This window comes from Burkholderia sp. MSMB1459WGS, from assembly GCF_001534535.1.
Classification (GTDB): Bacteria; Pseudomonadota; Gammaproteobacteria; order Burkholderiales; family Burkholderiaceae; genus Burkholderia.
In genome coordinates, this window is record NZ_LPMU01000012.1 from 67586 (window position 1) to 83638 (window position 16053).

Here is a 16053-nt window from a genome sequence, read left to right on the forward strand (position 1 = left end):
GCTTACCCCATTCGTCGTATTTTTCGTTTTACTCAGTCGATGTCGAACAGCAGACAGCACCAAGGCCATTTCGCGCGCAAGCGCTTCGGGCAGAACTTCCTCGTCGATCACGGCGTGATCGACTCGATCGTCGCGACGATCGGCCCCGCGCGCGGCCAGCGGATGGTCGAGATCGGCCCCGGGCTCGGCGCGCTGACCGAGCCGCTGATCGAGCGCCTCGCGACGCCCGAGTCGCCGCTGCACGCGGTGGAGCTCGATCGCGACCTGATCGGGCGCCTGCAGCAGCGCTTCGGCGCGCTGCTGGAGCTGCACGCGGGCGACGCGCTCGCGTTCGACTTCCGTTCGCTCGCGGCGCCCGGCGACAAGCCGTCGCTGCGGATCGTCGGCAACCTGCCGTACAACATCTCCAGCCCGCTGCTGTTTCACCTGATGACGTTCGCCGATGCGGTCATCGACCAGCATTTCATGCTGCAGAACGAAGTCGTCGAGCGGATGGTCGCGGAGCCGGGCACGAAGGCGTTCTCGCGGTTGTCGGTGATGCTGCAGTACCGCTACGTGATGGAAAAGATGCTCGACGTGCCGCCGGAATCGTTCCAGCCGCCGCCGAAGGTCGATTCGGCGATCGTCCGGATGATTCCGTACGAGCCGCACGAACTGCCGGACGTCGATCCGGTGCTGCTCGGCGAAATCGTCACGGCCGCGTTCTCGCAGCGCCGCAAGATGCTACGCAATACGCTCGGCGATTACCGCGAGACCGTCGATTTCGATGCGCTCGGCTTCGATCTCGCGCGCCGTGCGGAGGACGTGAGCGTGGCCGAATACGTCGGCGTCGCACAGGCGCTCGCGGCGCGGCGCAAGGCCGGATGACGCGCGTGGCGCAAGCCCGTCGGCTGTATCGAAGAGGCTGCCTGACCGGCAGCTTTTTTATTGCCCGCGCGTCTTGCGCCGGTCGTCACGACCGCCGGCGCGGCGGCGCGTTGACGAGCGCGATGCCGGTCAGCACGAGCGCGGCCGCGGACATGAAGCGCCAGCCGACCGTTTCGCCGAGCAGCAGCACGCCGAACGCGACGCCGAACAGCGGCGACAGGAACGTGAAGACGGACAGCCGGGACGCGCTGTAGCGCGTCAGCAGCCAGAACCACGACAGGTAGCTGACGAACGCGACGATCACCGACTGGTACGCGAGACTCGCGATCGCGAGCGGCGTGACCTGCGCGAGCGACATCTGCCCGAGCAGCGCGGCGAGCGCGACCAGGACGACCGCCGATACCGCAAGCTGGTAGAACAGCGTCTTGCTCGCGCTCGCCCGCGCGAGCGCCGTCGAACGTACGACGACCGTCGTCGCGGCCCACATCGCGCCGCCGAGAATCCCGAGCGCGTCGCCGGCGAGCCCGGCCAGCACGGACGCGCCGGGCGCGCGTGGCTTCAGGAAGCCGTCGGCGAACGCGAGCGCGATGCCGGCGAATGCGAGGCCGACGCCGGCCCATTGCGTGCGCTGCAGTCGCTCGCCCGGTGCGAACAGGTGCAGGCCGAGCGCGGTGAAACACGGTGCCGTGTACAGGAAGATCGCCATGTGCGACGCGCTCGTCAGCGTCAGCCCGAAGAACACGCAGACGAATTCGCCGGCGAACAGCGCGCCGGCCGCGAGCCCCGCGCCGAACGTGCCGTCCGCCTGAAACAGCGGCGTGCCGCGCGTGCGGGCCCAGCCCCATAGCAGCAGCGCGGCGATCACCGAACGCAGCCCGGCCTGGAACATCGGCGCGATCGCGGCGTTCGTGCTCTTGATCGCGACCTGCTGGAAGCCCCAGATCGCGCACAGCAGCAGCATCAGGCCGACGGCGCGCGTATCGAGTGTGCGGCGCACGGGGGCGGCGGCGAGCGCGGTCATCGGCGCACCTCGCGGATGCGGTACGGCGACGGCGCGTTCAGGTGGGCGGCGCGCCCGGCGCGCTCGAATCGATGGTTTCGCACGGCAGTGGGGCGTACGGAAGAGTGGGTGGTCGCGGTCGGGCGGCAGGATGCATGCCCGATTTTGGTGCGAAGTGGAAGGATGTTACCCGATCGGCGCGGTGGCCGGGTGAGACGGATCGTGCCGTTTTCCGCCGCCGCGCTCGTGCTCGCGACAGGCAACCGATGCACCGCATCGGGCCGCGCCCCGACCCGGTGCATCTGGCCAGGCGCTCCCGGCTAGGTGCCCTCGGCCAGGCGCCCCCAACTAGGCATCCCCAACTAGGCGTCCCCGGCGAAATTCACCCGACTCCGGTAGAATTTCCGGCTCTGGAAAGTCCCCACAGGAGTACAACACATGCGTTTGCTGCATACGATGCTGCGAGTCGGCGATCTCGACCGCTCGATCAAGTTCTACACCGAATTGCTCGGCATGAAGCTGCTGCGTCGCGAGGATTATCCGGAAGGCAAGTTCACGCTCGCGTTCGTCGGCTACGAAGACGAGAGCACGGGCACCGTGATCGAGCTGACCCACAACTGGGAGACGCCGTCCTACGATCTGGGCAACGGCTTCGGCCATCTGGCGGTGGCGGTCGACGATGCGTACGCGGCCTGCGAGAAGATCAAGGCGCAAGGCGGCAAGGTCACGCGCGAGGCGGGCCCGATGAAGCACGGTACGACCGTGATCGCGTTCGTCGAGGATCCGGACGGCTACAAGATCGAGTTCATCCAGAAGAAGTAAGCGCGCGATGAACCGGGCTGCGGCATGCGATGCCCGCCGCAGCAACGAAACAGGGCGGTGCGGGGTAACCCGTACCGCCCTGTTTCGTTGGCGGCGAAGCCGTGCGCGTCAAAGCGACGGCAGCAGCTCGGGCGGGTGATGCTTGAGCGTGTGCCGCGCTTCGCGGAACTCGGGGAAGATCGATTCGACGGTCTGCCAGAAGGCCGGGCTGTGGTTCATTTCGCGCAGGTGCGACAGCTCGTGCGCGACGACGTAGTCGATGATCGACATCGGAAAATGGATCAGCCGCCAGTTCAGGCGGATCTTGCCGTCGCTCGAGCAACTGCCCCAACGCGTCGCGGCCGACGACAGCGCGTACATCGAATACGTGACGCCGAGCCTTTCCGCGTAGACCGCGAGGCGCTCACCGAAGATGCGTTTCGCTTCGCCTTGCAGCCAGCCCTGCACGCGATCCTTGATCTGCTGCATGTCGGCCTGCACGGGCAGCGGCAGCGACAGCCGCAGCGCATCGGCATCGAAGCCGACGGCGCCCGCGCCGAGCGCGATCGTCACCGTCTTGCCGAGATACGGCAGTTGCGCGCCGTCGCGCCAGTCGATCTGCGGCAGCGCGCGCTGCTCGGTGCGCGTCTTCCACTCCGCGAGCTTCGCGAAGATCCAGCGTTGTTTCTCGGCGATCGCCGCTTCGATGTCGGCGAGCGTGACCCAGCGCGGCGCGGTGATCGACAGCCCGCTGCCGTCGATCGTGAAGCCGATCGTGCGGCGCGCCGAGCGCTTCAGCCGGTATTCGAGCACACGGCTGTCGAGCGCCAACGTGCGCACGCGTGAACGATCGGGCGCCGGGCCCGGATCGAGCGGCGCGGCGGGGGCGGGGGCGGCTTCGGGCGGTGCCGGCGGCGCGGCAGGCGCCGACGGGGCCGCGGCCGGCCCGTCGAAGAGCGGCAGATCCATCTGGCGATGATCGAGGGCCACGACGGCAGGCCGTGGCCGCGGACGCTGTTTCATCAGTTCGCTTCTTTTTGTCGTACGCAACGGCTGCAATCCGGGGCTTCAGGCGCGCGCGGCATCGCGGGTGCCGGCGTTGCCCGCCTGACGATACGCATCGGGATCGATGCGGCGCATTTCCGCTTCGATCCATGCTTCGACCTGCGAGTTCAATGCATCGGGCGTCAGCCCTTCGCTCGCGATCGGCTTGCCGATCGACACGGTGACGACGCCCGGGAATTTCGTGAACGAGTTGCGCGGCCACACATGACCTGCATTGTGCGCGATCGGCACGACCGGCGTGCCGGTTTCGATCGCGAAACGCGCGCCGCCCGTCTTGTACTTGCCCTGCTTGCCGACCGGCGTGCGCGTGCCTTCGGGGAACATGATCATCCATGCGCCTTCCGACAGGCGCTTCTTGCCCTGGCGGATCACCGACGCGAACGCGTTCTTGCCTTCCTTGCGGTTGATGTTGACCATGTGCAGCATCCCGAGCGCCCAGCCGAAGAACGGCACGTACAGCAGCTCGCGCTTGAACACGTAGCAGAGCGGCTTGGGCATCAGCGCCGGAAACGCGAGCGTTTCCCACGCGGACTGGTGCTTCGACAACAGCACGGCCGGGCCGTCGGGCAGGTTCTCCATCCCTTCGATCCGGTAGCGGATGCCGTTCAGCCAGCGCACGACCCACAGCGTCGACTTGCACCAGCCGGCCGCCATCCAGTAGCGCGCGTCGGGGCGCATGAACGGAAACGCGATGAAGCACGCGGTGGCGTACGGCACCGTGTACAGGATGAAGTAGATCAGCAGCAGCAGGGAGCGGACGAAGCGCATCGGTGTGAGTCTGGCGTTGGGGAGGATGCGCGCGGCAGCCGCATCATTCGTATTCGTGTGAAAGAAAATCGAGCGCGAAGGCGCGCAGGTCGTCGTGGACTTTCGTGCCGTCCGGCAGATTGCCGGCGGCGAGCGTCTTCTTGCCCTTGCCGGTCAGCACGAGGTGCGGCTGGAAGCCGACCGCGACGCCGGCCTGCAGGTCGCGCAGCGAATCGCCGACGACCGGCGTGTTGGCGGGATCGATCTCGAAGCGCTCGGCGATCATCTGCATCATGCCGGGTTTCGGCTTGCGGCAGTCGCAGCGATCCTCGGCCGTGTGCGGGCAGAAGAACACCGCGTCGATGCGCGCGCCGACCGCGGCCGCCGCGCGATGCATTTTCAGGTGCATCTCGTTGAGCGCGGCCATGTCGAACAGCCCTCGACCGATGCCGGACTGGTTGGTCGCGACGACCACGCGGTAGCCCGCGTGGTTGAGCCGCGCAATCGCCTCGAAGCTGCCGGGCAGCGCGACCCATTCGTCGGGCGTCTTGATGAACGCGTCCGAATCGACGTTGATCACGCCGTCCCGGTCGAGGACGACGAGCTTTCGGTTGGGGCTGATCGGCATCGTTCGGCCCTTATGCGGCGAGCTTCGAGATGTCGGCGACGCAGTTCATCTGCTGGTGCAGTGCGCCGAGCAAAGCGAGGCGGTTGTCGCGCACGGCCGGGTCGTCGACATTCACCATTACGTCCTTGAAGAACGTGTCAACTGCGTCCCGCAGTTGCGCGAGTGCCGACAGCGCGCCCGTGAATTCGCCGCGGCGGAGTTGTTCCTGTACGTGCGGGCCGACCTGATCGAGCTGGTGGTTCAGCTCCTTTTCGGCGTCTTCGATGAATAATTCCACGCGGATCGTGCGGCTCATCTTATCGACAGGCTTGACGATATTGCCGACGGTCAGGCCGGTATCGCCTTCCGACTTCTTCAGGATGTTCGAGATCCGCTTGTTCGCGGCCGCGAGCGCTTCGGCTTCCGCGAGGCGCGTGAATTCGCGCACCGCGTCGAGGCGCGCGACGAGATCGTCGATGCGCGTCGGGTTCAGGCTCAGCACCGCGTCGATTTCGCCGGCCGAATAGCCGCGCTCGCGCAGCAGGCCGCGCAGGCGATCCATGAAGAACGCGAAGATGGCGTCGGTCGATTCGGCGACGCCCGGCACGCCGTCAAAGCGTGCGTGGGCCGTGCGCAGCAGCGCCACGAGATCGAGCGGCAACTGCTTTTCGAGCAGCAGGCGCAGCACGCCGAGCGCGTGGCGGCGCAGCGCGAACGGATCCTTTTCGCCGGTCGGCGCGAGGCCGATGCCCCAGATGCCGACGATCGTCTCGAGCTTGTCGGCGAGCGCGACGGCGGTCGATACGGGTGTGGTCGGCAGCGCATCGCCGGAGAAGCGCGGCTGGTAGTGCTCGGCGCAGGCGAGCGCGACGTCGTCGGGTTCGCCGTCGTGGCGCGCGTAGTACGTGCCCATCGTGCCCTGCAATTCGGGGAACTCGCCGACCATGTCGGTCAGCAGGTCGGCCTTCGCGAGACGGGCGGCGCGCTTCGCATGCGCGGTGTCGGCGCCGATCGCCGGGGCGATCTCGCCGGCCAGCGCCTCGAGGCGCTCGACGCGTGCGAGCGCCGAACCGAGCTTGTTGTGATAGACGACGTTCGCGAGTTGCGGCACGCGTTCGGCGAGCGGCTTCTTCTTGTCCTGCTCGAAGAAGAACTTCGCATCGGCGAGGCGCGGGCGCACGACGCGCTCGTTGCCTTCGATGATCTCGCCCGGCGTCTTCGTCTCGATGTTCGACACGATCAGGAAGCGCGAGCGCAGCTTGCCGGCGACGTCGGTCAGCGCGAAATACTTCTGGTTCGTCTGCATCGTGAGGATCAGGCATTCCTGCGGCACCTGCAGGAATTCGTCCTCGAAACGGCACGGGTAGACCACCGGCCATTCGACCAGCGACGTTACTTCGTCGAGCAGCGATTCGGGCATCACGACCGTGTCGCCGTTCGCATGTTCGTTCAGCTGCGTGCGGATCGTTTCGCGGCGATCGGCGAAGTGCGCGATCACGCGGCCCTTGTCGCGCAGCGTGTCGGCGTACGCGCGCGCATGCTGGATCGCGACGAGACCGTCGGACAGGAAGCGGTGGCCGAGCGTGGTGTCGCCGGCGTCGACGCCGAACGCGGTGACGGGCACGACGCGGTCGTCGTGCAGCACCGTCAGGCGATGCACCGGGCGCACGAACTTCACGTCCGAGCCGTCCGGGCGCTGGTACGTCATGAATTTCGGGATCGGCAGCTTCGCGAGCGCTTCGTCGAGCGCGGCCTGCAGGCCGTCGGCGAGCGTGACGCCGGCCGCCGAATAGTTGATGAAGAACGCTTCGGCCTTGCCGTCCTGCGCGCGCTCGAGATCGGCGATCGACAGGTTCGGGTGGCCGAGCGCCGCGAGCTTCTTCGCGAGCGGGGCCGTCGGCTTGCCTTCGGCGTCGAGCGCGACCGACACGGGCAGGACCTTTTCGCGGACCTGCCGGTCGGGCGCGACGGCGCGCACGTTCTGCACGACGACCGCGAGGCGGCGCGGCGTGGCGTAGCGTTCGAACACGAGTTCGCCTTCGACGAGGTCGCGCGCCGCGAGGCGTTGCGCGAGACCTTCGGCGAATGCGTCGCCGAGGCGCGCGAGGGCCTTCGGCGGCAGCTCTTCGGTCAGCAGTTCGACGAGCAGGGGGGCGGGATGATTATGCGTCATGGTTGGAATGAATCTCGTCTCGTCAGTCCTGATCGATCTTGCGTTCGACCTTGAGCGGCGGCGCCCATGCCGGCTGCGCGGCGTCCTGGGCGTCGGTGGTGAGGCCCGGCACGCCCGGCGGGTTGCCGAGCATCGGGAAGCCGAGCTTCTCGCGCGAGTCGTAGTAAGCCTGCGCGACGAGACGCGACAGCGCGCGGATGCGGCCGATGTACGCCGCCCGCTCGGTGACCGAGATCGCGCCGCGCGCGTCGAGCAGGTTGAACGTGTGGCCGGCCTTCAGTACGAGCTCGTACGCGGGCAGCGCGAGCTGCGCGTCGATCATCTTCTTCGCTTCGGCTTCGTAGCTGTTGAAGAACGTGAACAGCAGGTCGACGTTCGCGTGCTCGAAGTTGTAGGTCGACTGCTCGACCTCGTTCTGGTGGTACACGTCGCCGTACGACAGGCGGCGCAGCTCGGGGCCGTTCGGGCCTTGCTCTTCCCACTCGGTCCACACGAGGTCGTACACGTTCTCGACCTTCTGCAGGTACATCGCGAGGCGCTCGAGGCCGTACGTGATCTCGCCCAGCACCGGCTTGCATTCGAGGCCGCCGACTTCCTGGAAATACGTGAACTGCGTGACTTCCATCCCGTTCAGCCACACTTCCCAACCGAGCCCCCACGCGCCGAGCGTCGGGTTCTCCCAGTCGTCCTCGACGAAGCGCACGTCGTTCTGCTTCAGGTCGAAGCCGAGCGCTTCGAGCGAGCCGAGGTACAGGTCGAGGATGTTTTCGGGCGCCGGCTTGAGCACGACCTGGTACTGGTAGTAGTGCTGCAGGCGGTTCGGGTTTTCGCCGTAGCGGCCGTCCTTCGGGCGGCGCGACGGCTGCACGTACGCGGCGCGCCACGGCTCGGGGCCGACCGCGCGCAGGAACGTGTGGACGTGCGACGTGCCCGCGCCGACTTCCATGTCGATGGGCTGGAGCAGGGCGCAACCCTGCTTGTCCCAGTAGGACTGCAGCGTCAGGATGATTTGCTGAAACGTAAGCATGAAGAGCCTTCGTGGCGCTGGCGCTCCGTTGCGGACGGCGCTCCGGGCGGGCCCGGAGGGTCGGCTCGCGCGGCGGCGCGGCTTGTTAGTGTGCTGAAACGCGTAATTTTACCGGATCGGCGACCGGATGCGGCCGGAAGGCGGATGCGGGCGTTGCCGCACCGGTCCGGCGGCCCGCGCACACGGGCGCCGGCGCCCATGCCGCGGCGCTTCGCGCGGGCGTTATGATGCGCGTATTGCGGTGCGCGCTGCGCGCCGCGTCACCGCTTGCCGATGCCGATTGCATGGACGAACCGACCGACATTCTGATTCCGCTGCTTCCGCCGTTCCTCGCCCTGCTCGGGCACGCCGCCGACGCTCAGGCGCGCGGCGAGCGCTCCGCGCACGATCTTTGGCTCGCCGCCGCCGCCCATCTGCACGCGGTCGATGCGGCGGCGATCGCGCAGCTCACGGCCACGCTCGTCGCGCGGCAGCGCACGGGCGATGCGGTTGCGCTCGCCGAATGCGCGGCGCGTGCGCAGCCGGGTGTTGACGCGTACTTCAATCACGGCTACGCGCTGCAGATGGCCGGCCGTCACGCGGATGCGGTCGCGCCGTACCGCGCGGCGCTGGCGCTCGATGCCGGTTGGCCGTCGCTGCGCAACAACCTCGCGATCGCGCTGCGCTTGTCGGGCGGCGACCGCGCGGAAGAGATCGCGCTGCTCGACGCGGCCGTGAAGCATGATCCGCACGACGTGCAGGCGTGGATCAATCTCGTCGTCGCGCGGATCGCGACGCACGATCTGGACGGTGCGCTCGCGTGCGCCGAGCGGCTCGCCGAGCTCGCGCCCGACAACGCGCTCGCGATGAACAACGTCGCGATGGCGATGAAGGAGGCGCAGCGCTGGGACGATGCCGAGCGCCATGCGGCGCGGGCGTGCGAACTGGCGCCCGACGATGCGTCGTTCCGCTTCAATCTCGCGATCATCCAACTCGTGCGCGGCAACCACGCAGCCGGCTGGCGCGGCCACGAGGCACGCTGGGACGGCGCGGGCGAGTTGCGCGGCCGCCGGCCGGCGCTGCCGGGCCCGCGCTGGCAGGGCGAGCCGCTCGCCGGCAAGACGCTGCTGGTGTGGGGCGAGCAGGGGCTCGGCGACGTGCTGCAGTTCTGCCGCTTCGTCGCGCCGCTCGCCGAACGCGTGCATCGCGAGGGCGGCCGGCTCGCGTGGAATACGTTTCCGGCGCTCGGCACGCTGATGCAGCGCAGCCTCGGCGCGCACGCGGACACATTCGGCGCGGGCGGCGGCGTCGACGCGCTGCCGGCATTCGATTACGAAGTACCGCTGATCGGCCTGCCGCTGATGCTCGGCATGGAGGCATCGACGCTCGCCGCGTCGGTGCCGTACCTGCGGGCCGAGCCGGGCGCATGCGACGCATGGCGCGCGCGGCTCGCGGGCGACGGCCGGCCGAAGGTGGGGCTCGTGTGGACGGGCAGCGCGGGCCATCAGCGCAATCCGTTCCGGCGCGTCGGGCTCGAGCGCTATGCCGACGCGTTTCGCGGCATCGACGGCGTCGCGTTCTATTCGCTGCAGCCGGGCGCGGACGCGGATGTCGCCGACGCGCGCGCGGCGGGTTTCGCGATCGAAGACTATACGGCCGAATTGAAGAGCTTCGACGATACGGCGGCGTTCATCGGCGCGCTGGATCTCGTGATCACCGTGTGCACGTCGGTCGCGCACCTGGCCGGCGCGCTCGGCGCGCGTACCTGGGTGCTGCTCGACGTGAATCCGCACTGGCCATGGCTGCTCGATCGCCGGGACAGCCCGTGGTATCCGACCGCGACGTTGTACCGGCAGCCGACGTTCGGCGCGTGGGCGCCGGTGATGGAGGAAGTGAGCCGCGACCTGCGGCGCGTCGCTGCGCAGTGGGAACCATCGGATCGATCGGACCGATCGGACCAATCGGCCCAGCAGGCCTGAACCGCCGGCCCGCCCGCGGTCACGGGCCGCCGCGCTCGACGGCGGGCCGTTGCGTCATTGCGCTTCGTCGTCGCCGTGGCGTCGGCCGTTGCGCCGGCGCAAGCCCGGCCCGAACGTGAAGCCGAACGCGAGCAGCACGAACGACACCGCGAGTACGATGTTGTTGCCGCTCGTCACGTACGGCGTGAAGCCGCTGGTGCCTTCGATCCGCACGTCGAGCGAGCCGATCGTGAACGGCTTCAATTGGCCGAGCACGCGGCCGTGCGCATCGATCGCGGCCGTCATCCCCGTGTTGGTCGAGCGCAGCATCGGCCGGCCCGTTTCGAGCGAGCGCATCCGCGCGATCTGCAGATGCTGGTCGAGCGCGATCGTGTCGCCGAACCACGCGAGATTCGTCACGTTGACGAGCACGCCGGGCGGCTGCGGATTGTCGCGGATCGTCGCGGCGATTTCCTCGCCGAACAAATCCTCGTAGCAGATGTCGGCCATCACCGGCTGGTTGTGCACGAGGAACGGCTTCTGCACGGGCGCGCCGCGCGCGAAGTCGCCGAGCGGCATCTTCATCAGGTTGACGAACCACCGGAAGCCCCACGGAATGAATTCGCCGAAGGGCACGAGGTGATGCTTGTCGTAGTGATAGATGTCGCGCGAGTTCGGCGTCACGCCGTACAGGCTGTTCGTGTAATCGACGTACCGGCCGTCCTCGGTCACCGACGCGCCGACCGCGCCGAACAGCACGGCCGAACCGGTCGTGTCGCTGAACTTGCGGATCGCGACGGCGAACGGTTCGGGCAGTTCCTGGATCATCACCGCGATCGCGGTCTCGGGCGTGACGATCAGGTCGGCCGGCTTCTCGACGATCATCTGCTGGTACATCTTGATCGCCGCGTCGATGCCTTCCTGCTCGAACTTGATGTCCTGCTTCACGTTGCCCTGCAGCAGCCGCACGGTGAGCGGCGCGTTCGCGGGCACGGTCCACGTGACCTGCGACAGCGCGAGGCCGGCCGCGACGAGCGCGGCGGCGATGCCGGCCGGCGCGGCGATGCGTACGCGCGCGTTGCCGCTCGATGCGCCGGCGCCGCCGACCCGCAGCGGCGACGGGCGCGCGGCGGCGAGCGCCTGCACGACCAGTGCGGCGAACAGCGCGAGCACCCACGCGATCCCGTACACGCCGACCACCGGCGCAAAGCCTGCGAACGGGCCGTCGACCTGCGGGTAGCCGCTGCCGAGCCAGGGAAAGCCGGTGAACACGGTGCCGCGCAGCCATTCGCCGAGCGCCCACGCGCTCGCGAACGCGAATGCGCCGTGCCAGGTCGGCGAGAACGGCCGCGGGTCGGGCTCGCGGCGATGCCACGCATGGCCCGCGCAGAACGACCACAGCCCGGCCGCGAACGCCGGGTACAGCGACAGATACAGCGAGAACAGCACGAGCGCGCCGCCCGCGAGCGGCGCGGCCATCTCGCCATACACGTGCATGCTGATGTAGAGCCACCAGACGCCGCTGATGAAGTTGCCGAAGCCGAACGCGCCGCCGGTGAGCGCGGCGCCGCGCCAGCTCGACGTGCGCGTCAGCTGCGCGAAAAACCAGACGAATACGACGAGCTGCAGCCAGCCGCCATGCGGCGTGGGTGCGAAGGCGAGCGTATTGGCCGCGCCGGCGAGCAGCGCGGCCGGATAGTGCCAGCGCGGCAGCGCGCGGCCGGGCGCCGGCGCGAGAAGGCCGCCAGCCGGGCGGGACGGGATCGGATCGTCCATGTGAAGCGGAAGAGGGCGAGCGGTTGAAGGAAGCGCGGCCGGCGCGGGGCGGTCAGTCTTCGTGCGAGGTTTCGGCGCGCCGGCTGGCGAGCGGGTTGCGGCGCACCAGCAGCACATGAACCTGGCGCGCATCGCCGCGCTGGATTTCGAACACGAGGTTGCCGAGCTGCAGCTTCTCGCCGCGGTGCGGCACGCGTCCGAAATGATGGGTGATCAGCCCGCCGATCGTGTCGACTTCGTCGTCGGGGAAATCGGTGCCGAACACCTCGTTGAACTGCTCGATCTCGGTGAGCGCGCGCACGCGGTAGCGGCCGTCCGGCCCCGAGATGATGTTGCCGGCTTCCTCGTCGAAGTCGTATTCGTCCTCGATGTCGCCGACGATCTGTTCGAGCACGTCCTCGATCGTGATCAGGCCAGCGACGCCGCCGTATTCGTCGACGACGATCGCCAGGTGGTTGCGGTTCACGCGGAAGTCGTGCAGCAGCACGTTCAGGCGCTTCGATTCCGGAATGAACACGGCCGGGCGCAGCATCCCGCGCACGTCGAACTCTTCCTCGGCGTAGAAGCGCAGCAGATCCTTCGCGAGCAGCACCCCGATCACGTTGTCGCGGTTCTCCTCGTACACGGGATAGCGCGAGTGCGCCTTTTCGAGGACGAACGGGATGAAATCCTCGGGCTTGTCGGCGATGTTGATCGCGTCCATTTGCGCGCGCGGCACCATGATGTCGCGCGCGCACAGATCGGATACCTGGAACACGCCTTCGATCATCGACAGCGAATCGGCGTCGATCAGGTTGCGTTCGTGAGCGTCCTGGAGGATTTCCAGCAATTCGCCGCGGGATTCGGGCTCGGGCGAGATGAAGTCGGTCAGGCGCTCGAGCAGCGAGCGCTTTTCTTGCGGTTTGTCGGTTGGCTTACGACTGGGATACGAATCGTTCATGGTGGTGCGCCCGGGTCATGCCGGGGCGCGCGGTCACGGAGTAGGCAAGGATACACCAAGGGCACGACGCGGCCATGTCACCCGGCCGCGCGGCCAGGGCGGGCGGCTCGCGCTGCCCCGCTCGCGGACGGCCGCGCCGGGCGCGGCGGCGTCCTCGGGCTCATCCTATCGCAGAAAGAGCCGGCGGGGCGCTGCGGCCAAAAATCGGCGGCGGGAAGGGCGACGCGGCCCGACGCGGGAAACGGCCGTGACGGCGGCATTCCGCCGCAGGCGGGCGCCGCCGGCGCGCGGTTCAGAACCGCATGCCGGCCGAGCAGCCGCCGGCTGCCGCGCCGTTGGTCGCGGCGCCGCCGCAACCGAGTATCCCGCAGCCGGACAGCGCGACGCTCGCGGCGACGAGCAGCGCGGCGATCCTGCAACGTGACCGGCATGACGGTTTCATCGGCAGTGTCCTCGGGAAGGTGGGCGGCGCAGTGCCGCATGCATGGCGGCAGGCCGGGTGTCGTGTCGGATCATCGGCATCGTGCGAGCAACCCTTCCAGCGCGCGGTCGGGGATGCCGCTCGCGCGCAGCGCGTCGACCGTGCGGCTCACGTAGTCGAGCGTCGTGCCGTAGCGGCCGGCCGCGCAGCCGAACACTTCCTTCACGACGGGGTCGGTCAGCTTGCCCGTATAGGTCGGTGCGTCGCGGCGCATCACGAACGCGAGCGCGGTCACGCGTTCGCCGGTCTCGAGCGAGCACGGCAGCCACGCGGGCCGGTACGAGCCCATCGGCATCTCGCGCTTCCACAATGTCTCGAGGTGCGGCTGCGCGGTCGGCCCGGCGAGCCGGAAGGCGATGCCCGTGCACGAGCCGCCGCGATCGAGCGCGAGCACGAGGCCCGGCCGTTCGGGGGTGCCGCGGTTCACGCGCGACCACAGGTAGAGCCCGCGGTGATAGCCGTGCACCTTGCCGCGCACGGCCGCGACGGTCGGCAGCCCGGGGTTCCAGATCAGCGAGCCATAGCCGAACAGCCAGAGATCCTGCCGGCCGTCCCAGTCGCGCATCGTATGCGCGAGGGACGCGGCGAGTTCGTCTTCCGTCAGCAGACGGCCTTCGCCGATCGACGGCGGGTAGGCGGGCGGCAGCATCGCGGCGTGACGCATCGGACGGATGGCTTACTGGTACGGGTTCGGAAAACCCAGTTTCGCGAGGATGTCGACTTCGAGCGCTTCCATTTCGGCCGCGTCCTCGTCGCTCGTCTCGTGGTCGTAGCCCTGCGCGTGCAGCGCGCCGTGCACCAGCAGGTGCGCGTAATGGGCCATGAGCGGCTTGCCCTGGTCGTGCGCTTCCTTCTCGACCACCGGGCAGCACAGCACGAGGTCGCCGATCACGGTGCCGTCGGGCGCCGGGTCGTACGCGAAGGTCAGCACGTTGGTCGGATAGTCCTTGTGGCGGTAGCCGGCGTTCAGCGTACGGCCTTCGTTTTCGCCGACGAAGCGCACGGTGAACTGCGCGCTCGCGAACAGCGCCGGCTCGATCCATTCGGCGATCAGCTTGCGCTTGGGCAGCGTCTTGCGCAGCTCGCTCGTGATCTCGTCGCCGTACTGCACGGACAGGTCGAATTCCAGCGCGCGCGGCTCGTCTTCCGGGTCGTCCTCGCGCGGGGCGAATTCGGCGCCGACGTGCAGCGTCACGCTGTCGTAGTGCTCGGGCTGCAGCGCGAGCTTCGCGCGCATCGCCGGATCGTTGTGCTGCGCGACGATCGCGACAGCCGCGTCGCCCGAGCTGCCCGACAGGTCGAACATCAGGCTGCGGCCGTCCGGGAAGTCGATTCGCAGCCCTTGTGCGTTGACGGTCCGGGCCTTGCCCTTTGCGTCGAACAGCGAAAGGCGGGGGGAGTCGGACGCGGCGCGGCCGGATTTGCGGGAACGGGAGGATTTCATGACGCGTGCGGCGATTGGGACGCGTTGAGGATACACCAAACGGCCGATCGCGCCCGAATTCGCCCGGGCGAAAAAAAGCCCGGCGCGCCGTCTGGCGGGCCGGGCCGGCCGGGGCAGCGCGCCGCCGCTCAGCCGTCCTGGTGCTGCGCGTGGAATTCGTCGTACGCCTCGACGATGCGCGCGACGAGCGGATGGCGCACCACGTCCGCGCTCGTGAAGCGCGTGAGCGCGATGCCGCGCACGCCGCCGAGCACCTGCTGCGCCTCGACGAGGCCGCTCTTGTGGCCGCGCGGCAGGTCGACCTGGCTCGTGTCGCCGGTCACGACCGCCTTCGAGCCGAAGCCGATCCGCGTGAGGAACATCTTCATCTGCTCGGGCGTCGTGTTCTGCGCCTCGTCGAGGATGATGAACGCGTGGTTCAGCGTGCGGCCGCGCATGTACGCGAGCGGTGCGATCTCGATCATCTGGCGCTCGAACATCTTGGCCGTCTTGTCGAAGCCGAGCAGGTCGTACAGCGCGTCGTACAGCGGCCGCAGGTACGGGTCGACCTTCTGCGCGAGGTCGCCCGGCAGGAAGCCGAGCCGCTCGCCGGCCTCGACGGCCGGGCGCGTCAGCACGATCCGCTTGACCTGGTCGCGCTCGAGCGCGTCGACCGCGCACGCGACCGCGAGGTAGGTCTTGCCGGTGCCGGCCGGCCCGATGCCGAACGTCACGTCGTGCGACAGGATCTGCTTCAGGTATTCGCGCTGCGCGGGCGTGCGGCCGCGCAGGTCGGCGCGCCGCGTGTAGAGCTTCGGCGCCGGTTCTTCGTCCGGCTCGTCCGCGTCGAGCTGCACGACGGGTTCGTCGAACGGATGGTCGGGGTCGCCGCGAAAGCGCACGTCGAGCGGTTCCTGGCGGCCGTTGCCGGCCGTGTGGCGCACCTCGACCAGCGCGAGCTGGATGTCGTCGACCGACAGCGGATCGCGCGCGCGTTTGTAGAAGTTTTCGAGCGCGGCGAGGGCGAGCTTGGCGCCGCGCCCGCGGATCGTGATCCGGTGGCCGCGCCGCGCGAGCGTGACGTCGAGCGCCTGTTCGATCTGCCGCAGGTTTTCGTCGAGCGGGCCGCAGAGGTTGGCGAGGCGCGCGTTGTCGTCGCGCGGGGCGGTGAATTCCAGTGCTTGGACGGTCTTCAAAGTAGCGTCGGGC

At 68.7% G+C, this 16053-nt stretch carries 15 protein-coding genes; 3 read left to right on the forward strand and 12 right to left on the reverse strand.

Annotation, left to right across the window (positions count from 1 at the left end; all coding sequences use genetic code 11):
* The first annotated feature begins 39 nt into the window (after positions 1-39).
* The gene (gene rsmA, locus WT97_RS05310) at positions 40-867 is read left to right on the forward strand and encodes a 16S rRNA (adenine(1518)-N(6)/adenine(1519)-N(6))-dimethyltransferase RsmA (protein WP_059794000.1); all 828 of its coding nucleotides are present in this window, start codon (positions 40-42) and stop codon (positions 865-867) included.
* A gap of 85 nt (positions 868-952) precedes the next feature.
* Here rsmA and WT97_RS05315 read toward each other — a convergent pair whose 3' ends face one another.
* Entirely contained in the window at positions 953-1888 is a 936-nt protein-coding gene (locus WT97_RS05315) for a DMT family transporter (protein WP_060353093.1), read from the reverse strand.
* Positions 1889-2305: 417 nt separating this feature from the next.
* Here WT97_RS05315 and gloA point away from each other — a divergent pair, with 417 nt between their 5' ends.
* The gene (gloA, locus tag WT97_RS05320) at positions 2306-2689 is read left to right on the forward strand and encodes a lactoylglutathione lyase (RefSeq protein WP_006477863.1); all 384 of its coding nucleotides are present in this window, start codon (positions 2306-2308) and stop codon (positions 2687-2689) included.
* Positions 2690-2797: 108 nt separating this feature from the next.
* Here the strand turns inward: gloA and WT97_RS05325 are convergent, their stop codons facing one another.
* From WT97_RS05325 to glyQ, 5 genes are read right to left on the reverse strand one after another with little or no spacing between them, the layout of a single operon-like run.
* Positions 2798-3691 carry a M48 family metallopeptidase gene (locus tag WT97_RS05325; RefSeq protein ID WP_060353094.1) on the reverse strand — a complete coding sequence of 298 codons (894 nt, stop codon included), beginning with the start codon at positions 3689-3691 and terminating at the stop codon, positions 2798-2800.
* Positions 3692-3736: 45 nt separating this feature from the next.
* Positions 3737-4501: a 1-acyl-sn-glycerol-3-phosphate acyltransferase gene (locus WT97_RS05330; RefSeq protein ID WP_059504483.1), complete on the reverse strand. Its 765-nt coding sequence runs from the start codon at positions 4499-4501 to the stop codon at positions 3737-3739.
* Between the two features lie 43 nt (positions 4502-4544).
* Positions 4545-5108 (reverse strand): D-glycero-beta-D-manno-heptose 1,7-bisphosphate 7-phosphatase, encoded by a 564-nt coding sequence (gmhB, locus tag WT97_RS05335; protein WP_060353095.1) that lies wholly within the window; start codon positions 5106-5108, stop codon positions 4545-4547.
* Between the two features lie 10 nt (positions 5109-5118).
* Positions 5119-7260 (reverse strand): glycine--tRNA ligase subunit beta, encoded by a 2142-nt coding sequence (glyS, locus tag WT97_RS05340; protein ID WP_060353096.1) that lies wholly within the window; start codon positions 7258-7260, stop codon positions 5119-5121.
* A 22-nt stretch (positions 7261-7282) separates the two neighbouring features.
* Positions 7283-8287 carry a glycine--tRNA ligase subunit alpha gene (glyQ, locus tag WT97_RS05345; RefSeq protein ID WP_006477868.1) on the reverse strand — a complete coding sequence of 335 codons (1005 nt, stop codon included), beginning with the start codon at positions 8285-8287 and terminating at the stop codon, positions 7283-7285.
* A gap of 284 nt (positions 8288-8571) precedes the next feature.
* Here glyQ and WT97_RS05350 point away from each other — a divergent pair, with 284 nt between their 5' ends.
* On the forward strand, positions 8572-10245 hold the full coding sequence (locus WT97_RS05350) for a tetratricopeptide repeat protein (protein WP_060353117.1): 1674 nt from the start codon (positions 8572-8574) through the stop codon (positions 10243-10245).
* 54 nt (positions 10246-10299) lie between these two features.
* Here WT97_RS05350 and lnt read toward each other — a convergent pair whose 3' ends face one another.
* The 6 genes from lnt to WT97_RS05375 form a co-directional block, all read right to left on the reverse strand.
* Positions 10300-12000 carry an apolipoprotein N-acyltransferase gene (lnt, locus tag WT97_RS05355; protein WP_059794008.1) on the reverse strand — a complete coding sequence of 567 codons (1701 nt, stop codon included), beginning with the start codon at positions 11998-12000 and terminating at the stop codon, positions 10300-10302.
* A 52-nt stretch (positions 12001-12052) separates the two neighbouring features.
* Positions 12053-12940, reverse strand: coding sequence for an HlyC/CorC family transporter (locus tag WT97_RS05360; protein ID WP_059504489.1), 888 nt, complete (start codon positions 12938-12940; stop codon positions 12053-12055).
* Between the two features lie 292 nt (positions 12941-13232).
* Positions 13233-13382 (reverse strand): hypothetical protein, encoded by a 150-nt coding sequence (locus WT97_RS34490; RefSeq protein ID WP_179949751.1) that lies wholly within the window; start codon positions 13380-13382, stop codon positions 13233-13235.
* 70 nt (positions 13383-13452) lie between these two features.
* A complete protein-coding gene (locus WT97_RS05365; RefSeq protein WP_059794009.1) occupies positions 13453-14085 on the reverse strand; it encodes a gamma-glutamylcyclotransferase in 633 nt (210 codons plus the stop codon).
* A 12-nt stretch (positions 14086-14097) separates the two neighbouring features.
* On the reverse strand, positions 14098-14865 hold the full coding sequence (gene ybeY / locus WT97_RS05370; protein ID WP_059504491.1) for an rRNA maturation RNase YbeY: 768 nt from the start codon (positions 14863-14865) through the stop codon (positions 14098-14100).
* A gap of 128 nt (positions 14866-14993) precedes the next feature.
* Complete coding sequence (locus tag WT97_RS05375) at positions 14994-16040, reverse strand: PhoH family protein (RefSeq protein ID WP_060353097.1); 1047 nt, start codon at positions 16038-16040, stop codon at positions 14994-14996.
* Positions 16041-16053 lie beyond the last annotated feature (13 nt).

What these genes read in the sequence shown, in the direction of transcription:
- rsmA (WP_059794000.1), top strand. Translation starts at nt 40, where the DNA reads ATGTCGAACAGCAGACAGCACCAAGGCCATTTCGCGCGCAAGCGCTTC.
- WT97_RS05315 (WP_060353093.1), bottom strand. Translation starts at nt 1,888, where the DNA reads ATGACCGCGCTCGCCGCCGCCCCCGTGCGCCGCACACTCGATACGCGC.
- gloA (WP_006477863.1), top strand. Translation starts at nt 2,306, where the DNA reads ATGCGTTTGCTGCATACGATGCTGCGAGTCGGCGATCTCGACCGCTCG.
- WT97_RS05325 (WP_060353094.1), bottom strand. Translation starts at nt 3,691, where the DNA reads ATGAAACAGCGTCCGCGGCCACGGCCTGCCGTCGTGGCCCTCGATCAT.
- WT97_RS05330 (WP_059504483.1), bottom strand. Translation starts at nt 4,501, where the DNA reads ATGCGCTTCGTCCGCTCCCTGCTGCTGCTGATCTACTTCATCCTGTAC.
- gmhB (WP_060353095.1), bottom strand. Translation starts at nt 5,108, where the DNA reads ATGCCGATCAGCCCCAACCGAAAGCTCGTCGTCCTCGACCGGGACGGC.
- glyS (WP_060353096.1), bottom strand. Translation starts at nt 7,260, where the DNA reads ATGACGCATAATCATCCCGCCCCCCTGCTCGTCGAACTGCTGACCGAA.
- glyQ (WP_006477868.1), bottom strand. Translation starts at nt 8,287, where the DNA reads ATGCTTACGTTTCAGCAAATCATCCTGACGCTGCAGTCCTACTGGGAC.
- WT97_RS05350 (WP_060353117.1), top strand. Translation starts at nt 8,572, where the DNA reads ATGGACGAACCGACCGACATTCTGATTCCGCTGCTTCCGCCGTTCCTC.
- lnt (WP_059794008.1), bottom strand. Translation starts at nt 12,000, where the DNA reads ATGGACGATCCGATCCCGTCCCGCCCGGCTGGCGGCCTTCTCGCGCCG.
- WT97_RS05360 (WP_059504489.1), bottom strand. Translation starts at nt 12,940, where the DNA reads ATGAACGATTCGTATCCCAGTCGTAAGCCAACCGACAAACCGCAAGAA.
- WT97_RS34490 (WP_179949751.1), bottom strand. Translation starts at nt 13,382, where the DNA reads ATGAAACCGTCATGCCGGTCACGTTGCAGGATCGCCGCGCTGCTCGTC.
- WT97_RS05365 (WP_059794009.1), bottom strand. Translation starts at nt 14,085, where the DNA reads ATGCGTCACGCCGCGATGCTGCCGCCCGCCTACCCGCCGTCGATCGGC.
- ybeY (WP_059504491.1), bottom strand. Translation starts at nt 14,865, where the DNA reads ATGAAATCCTCCCGTTCCCGCAAATCCGGCCGCGCCGCGTCCGACTCC.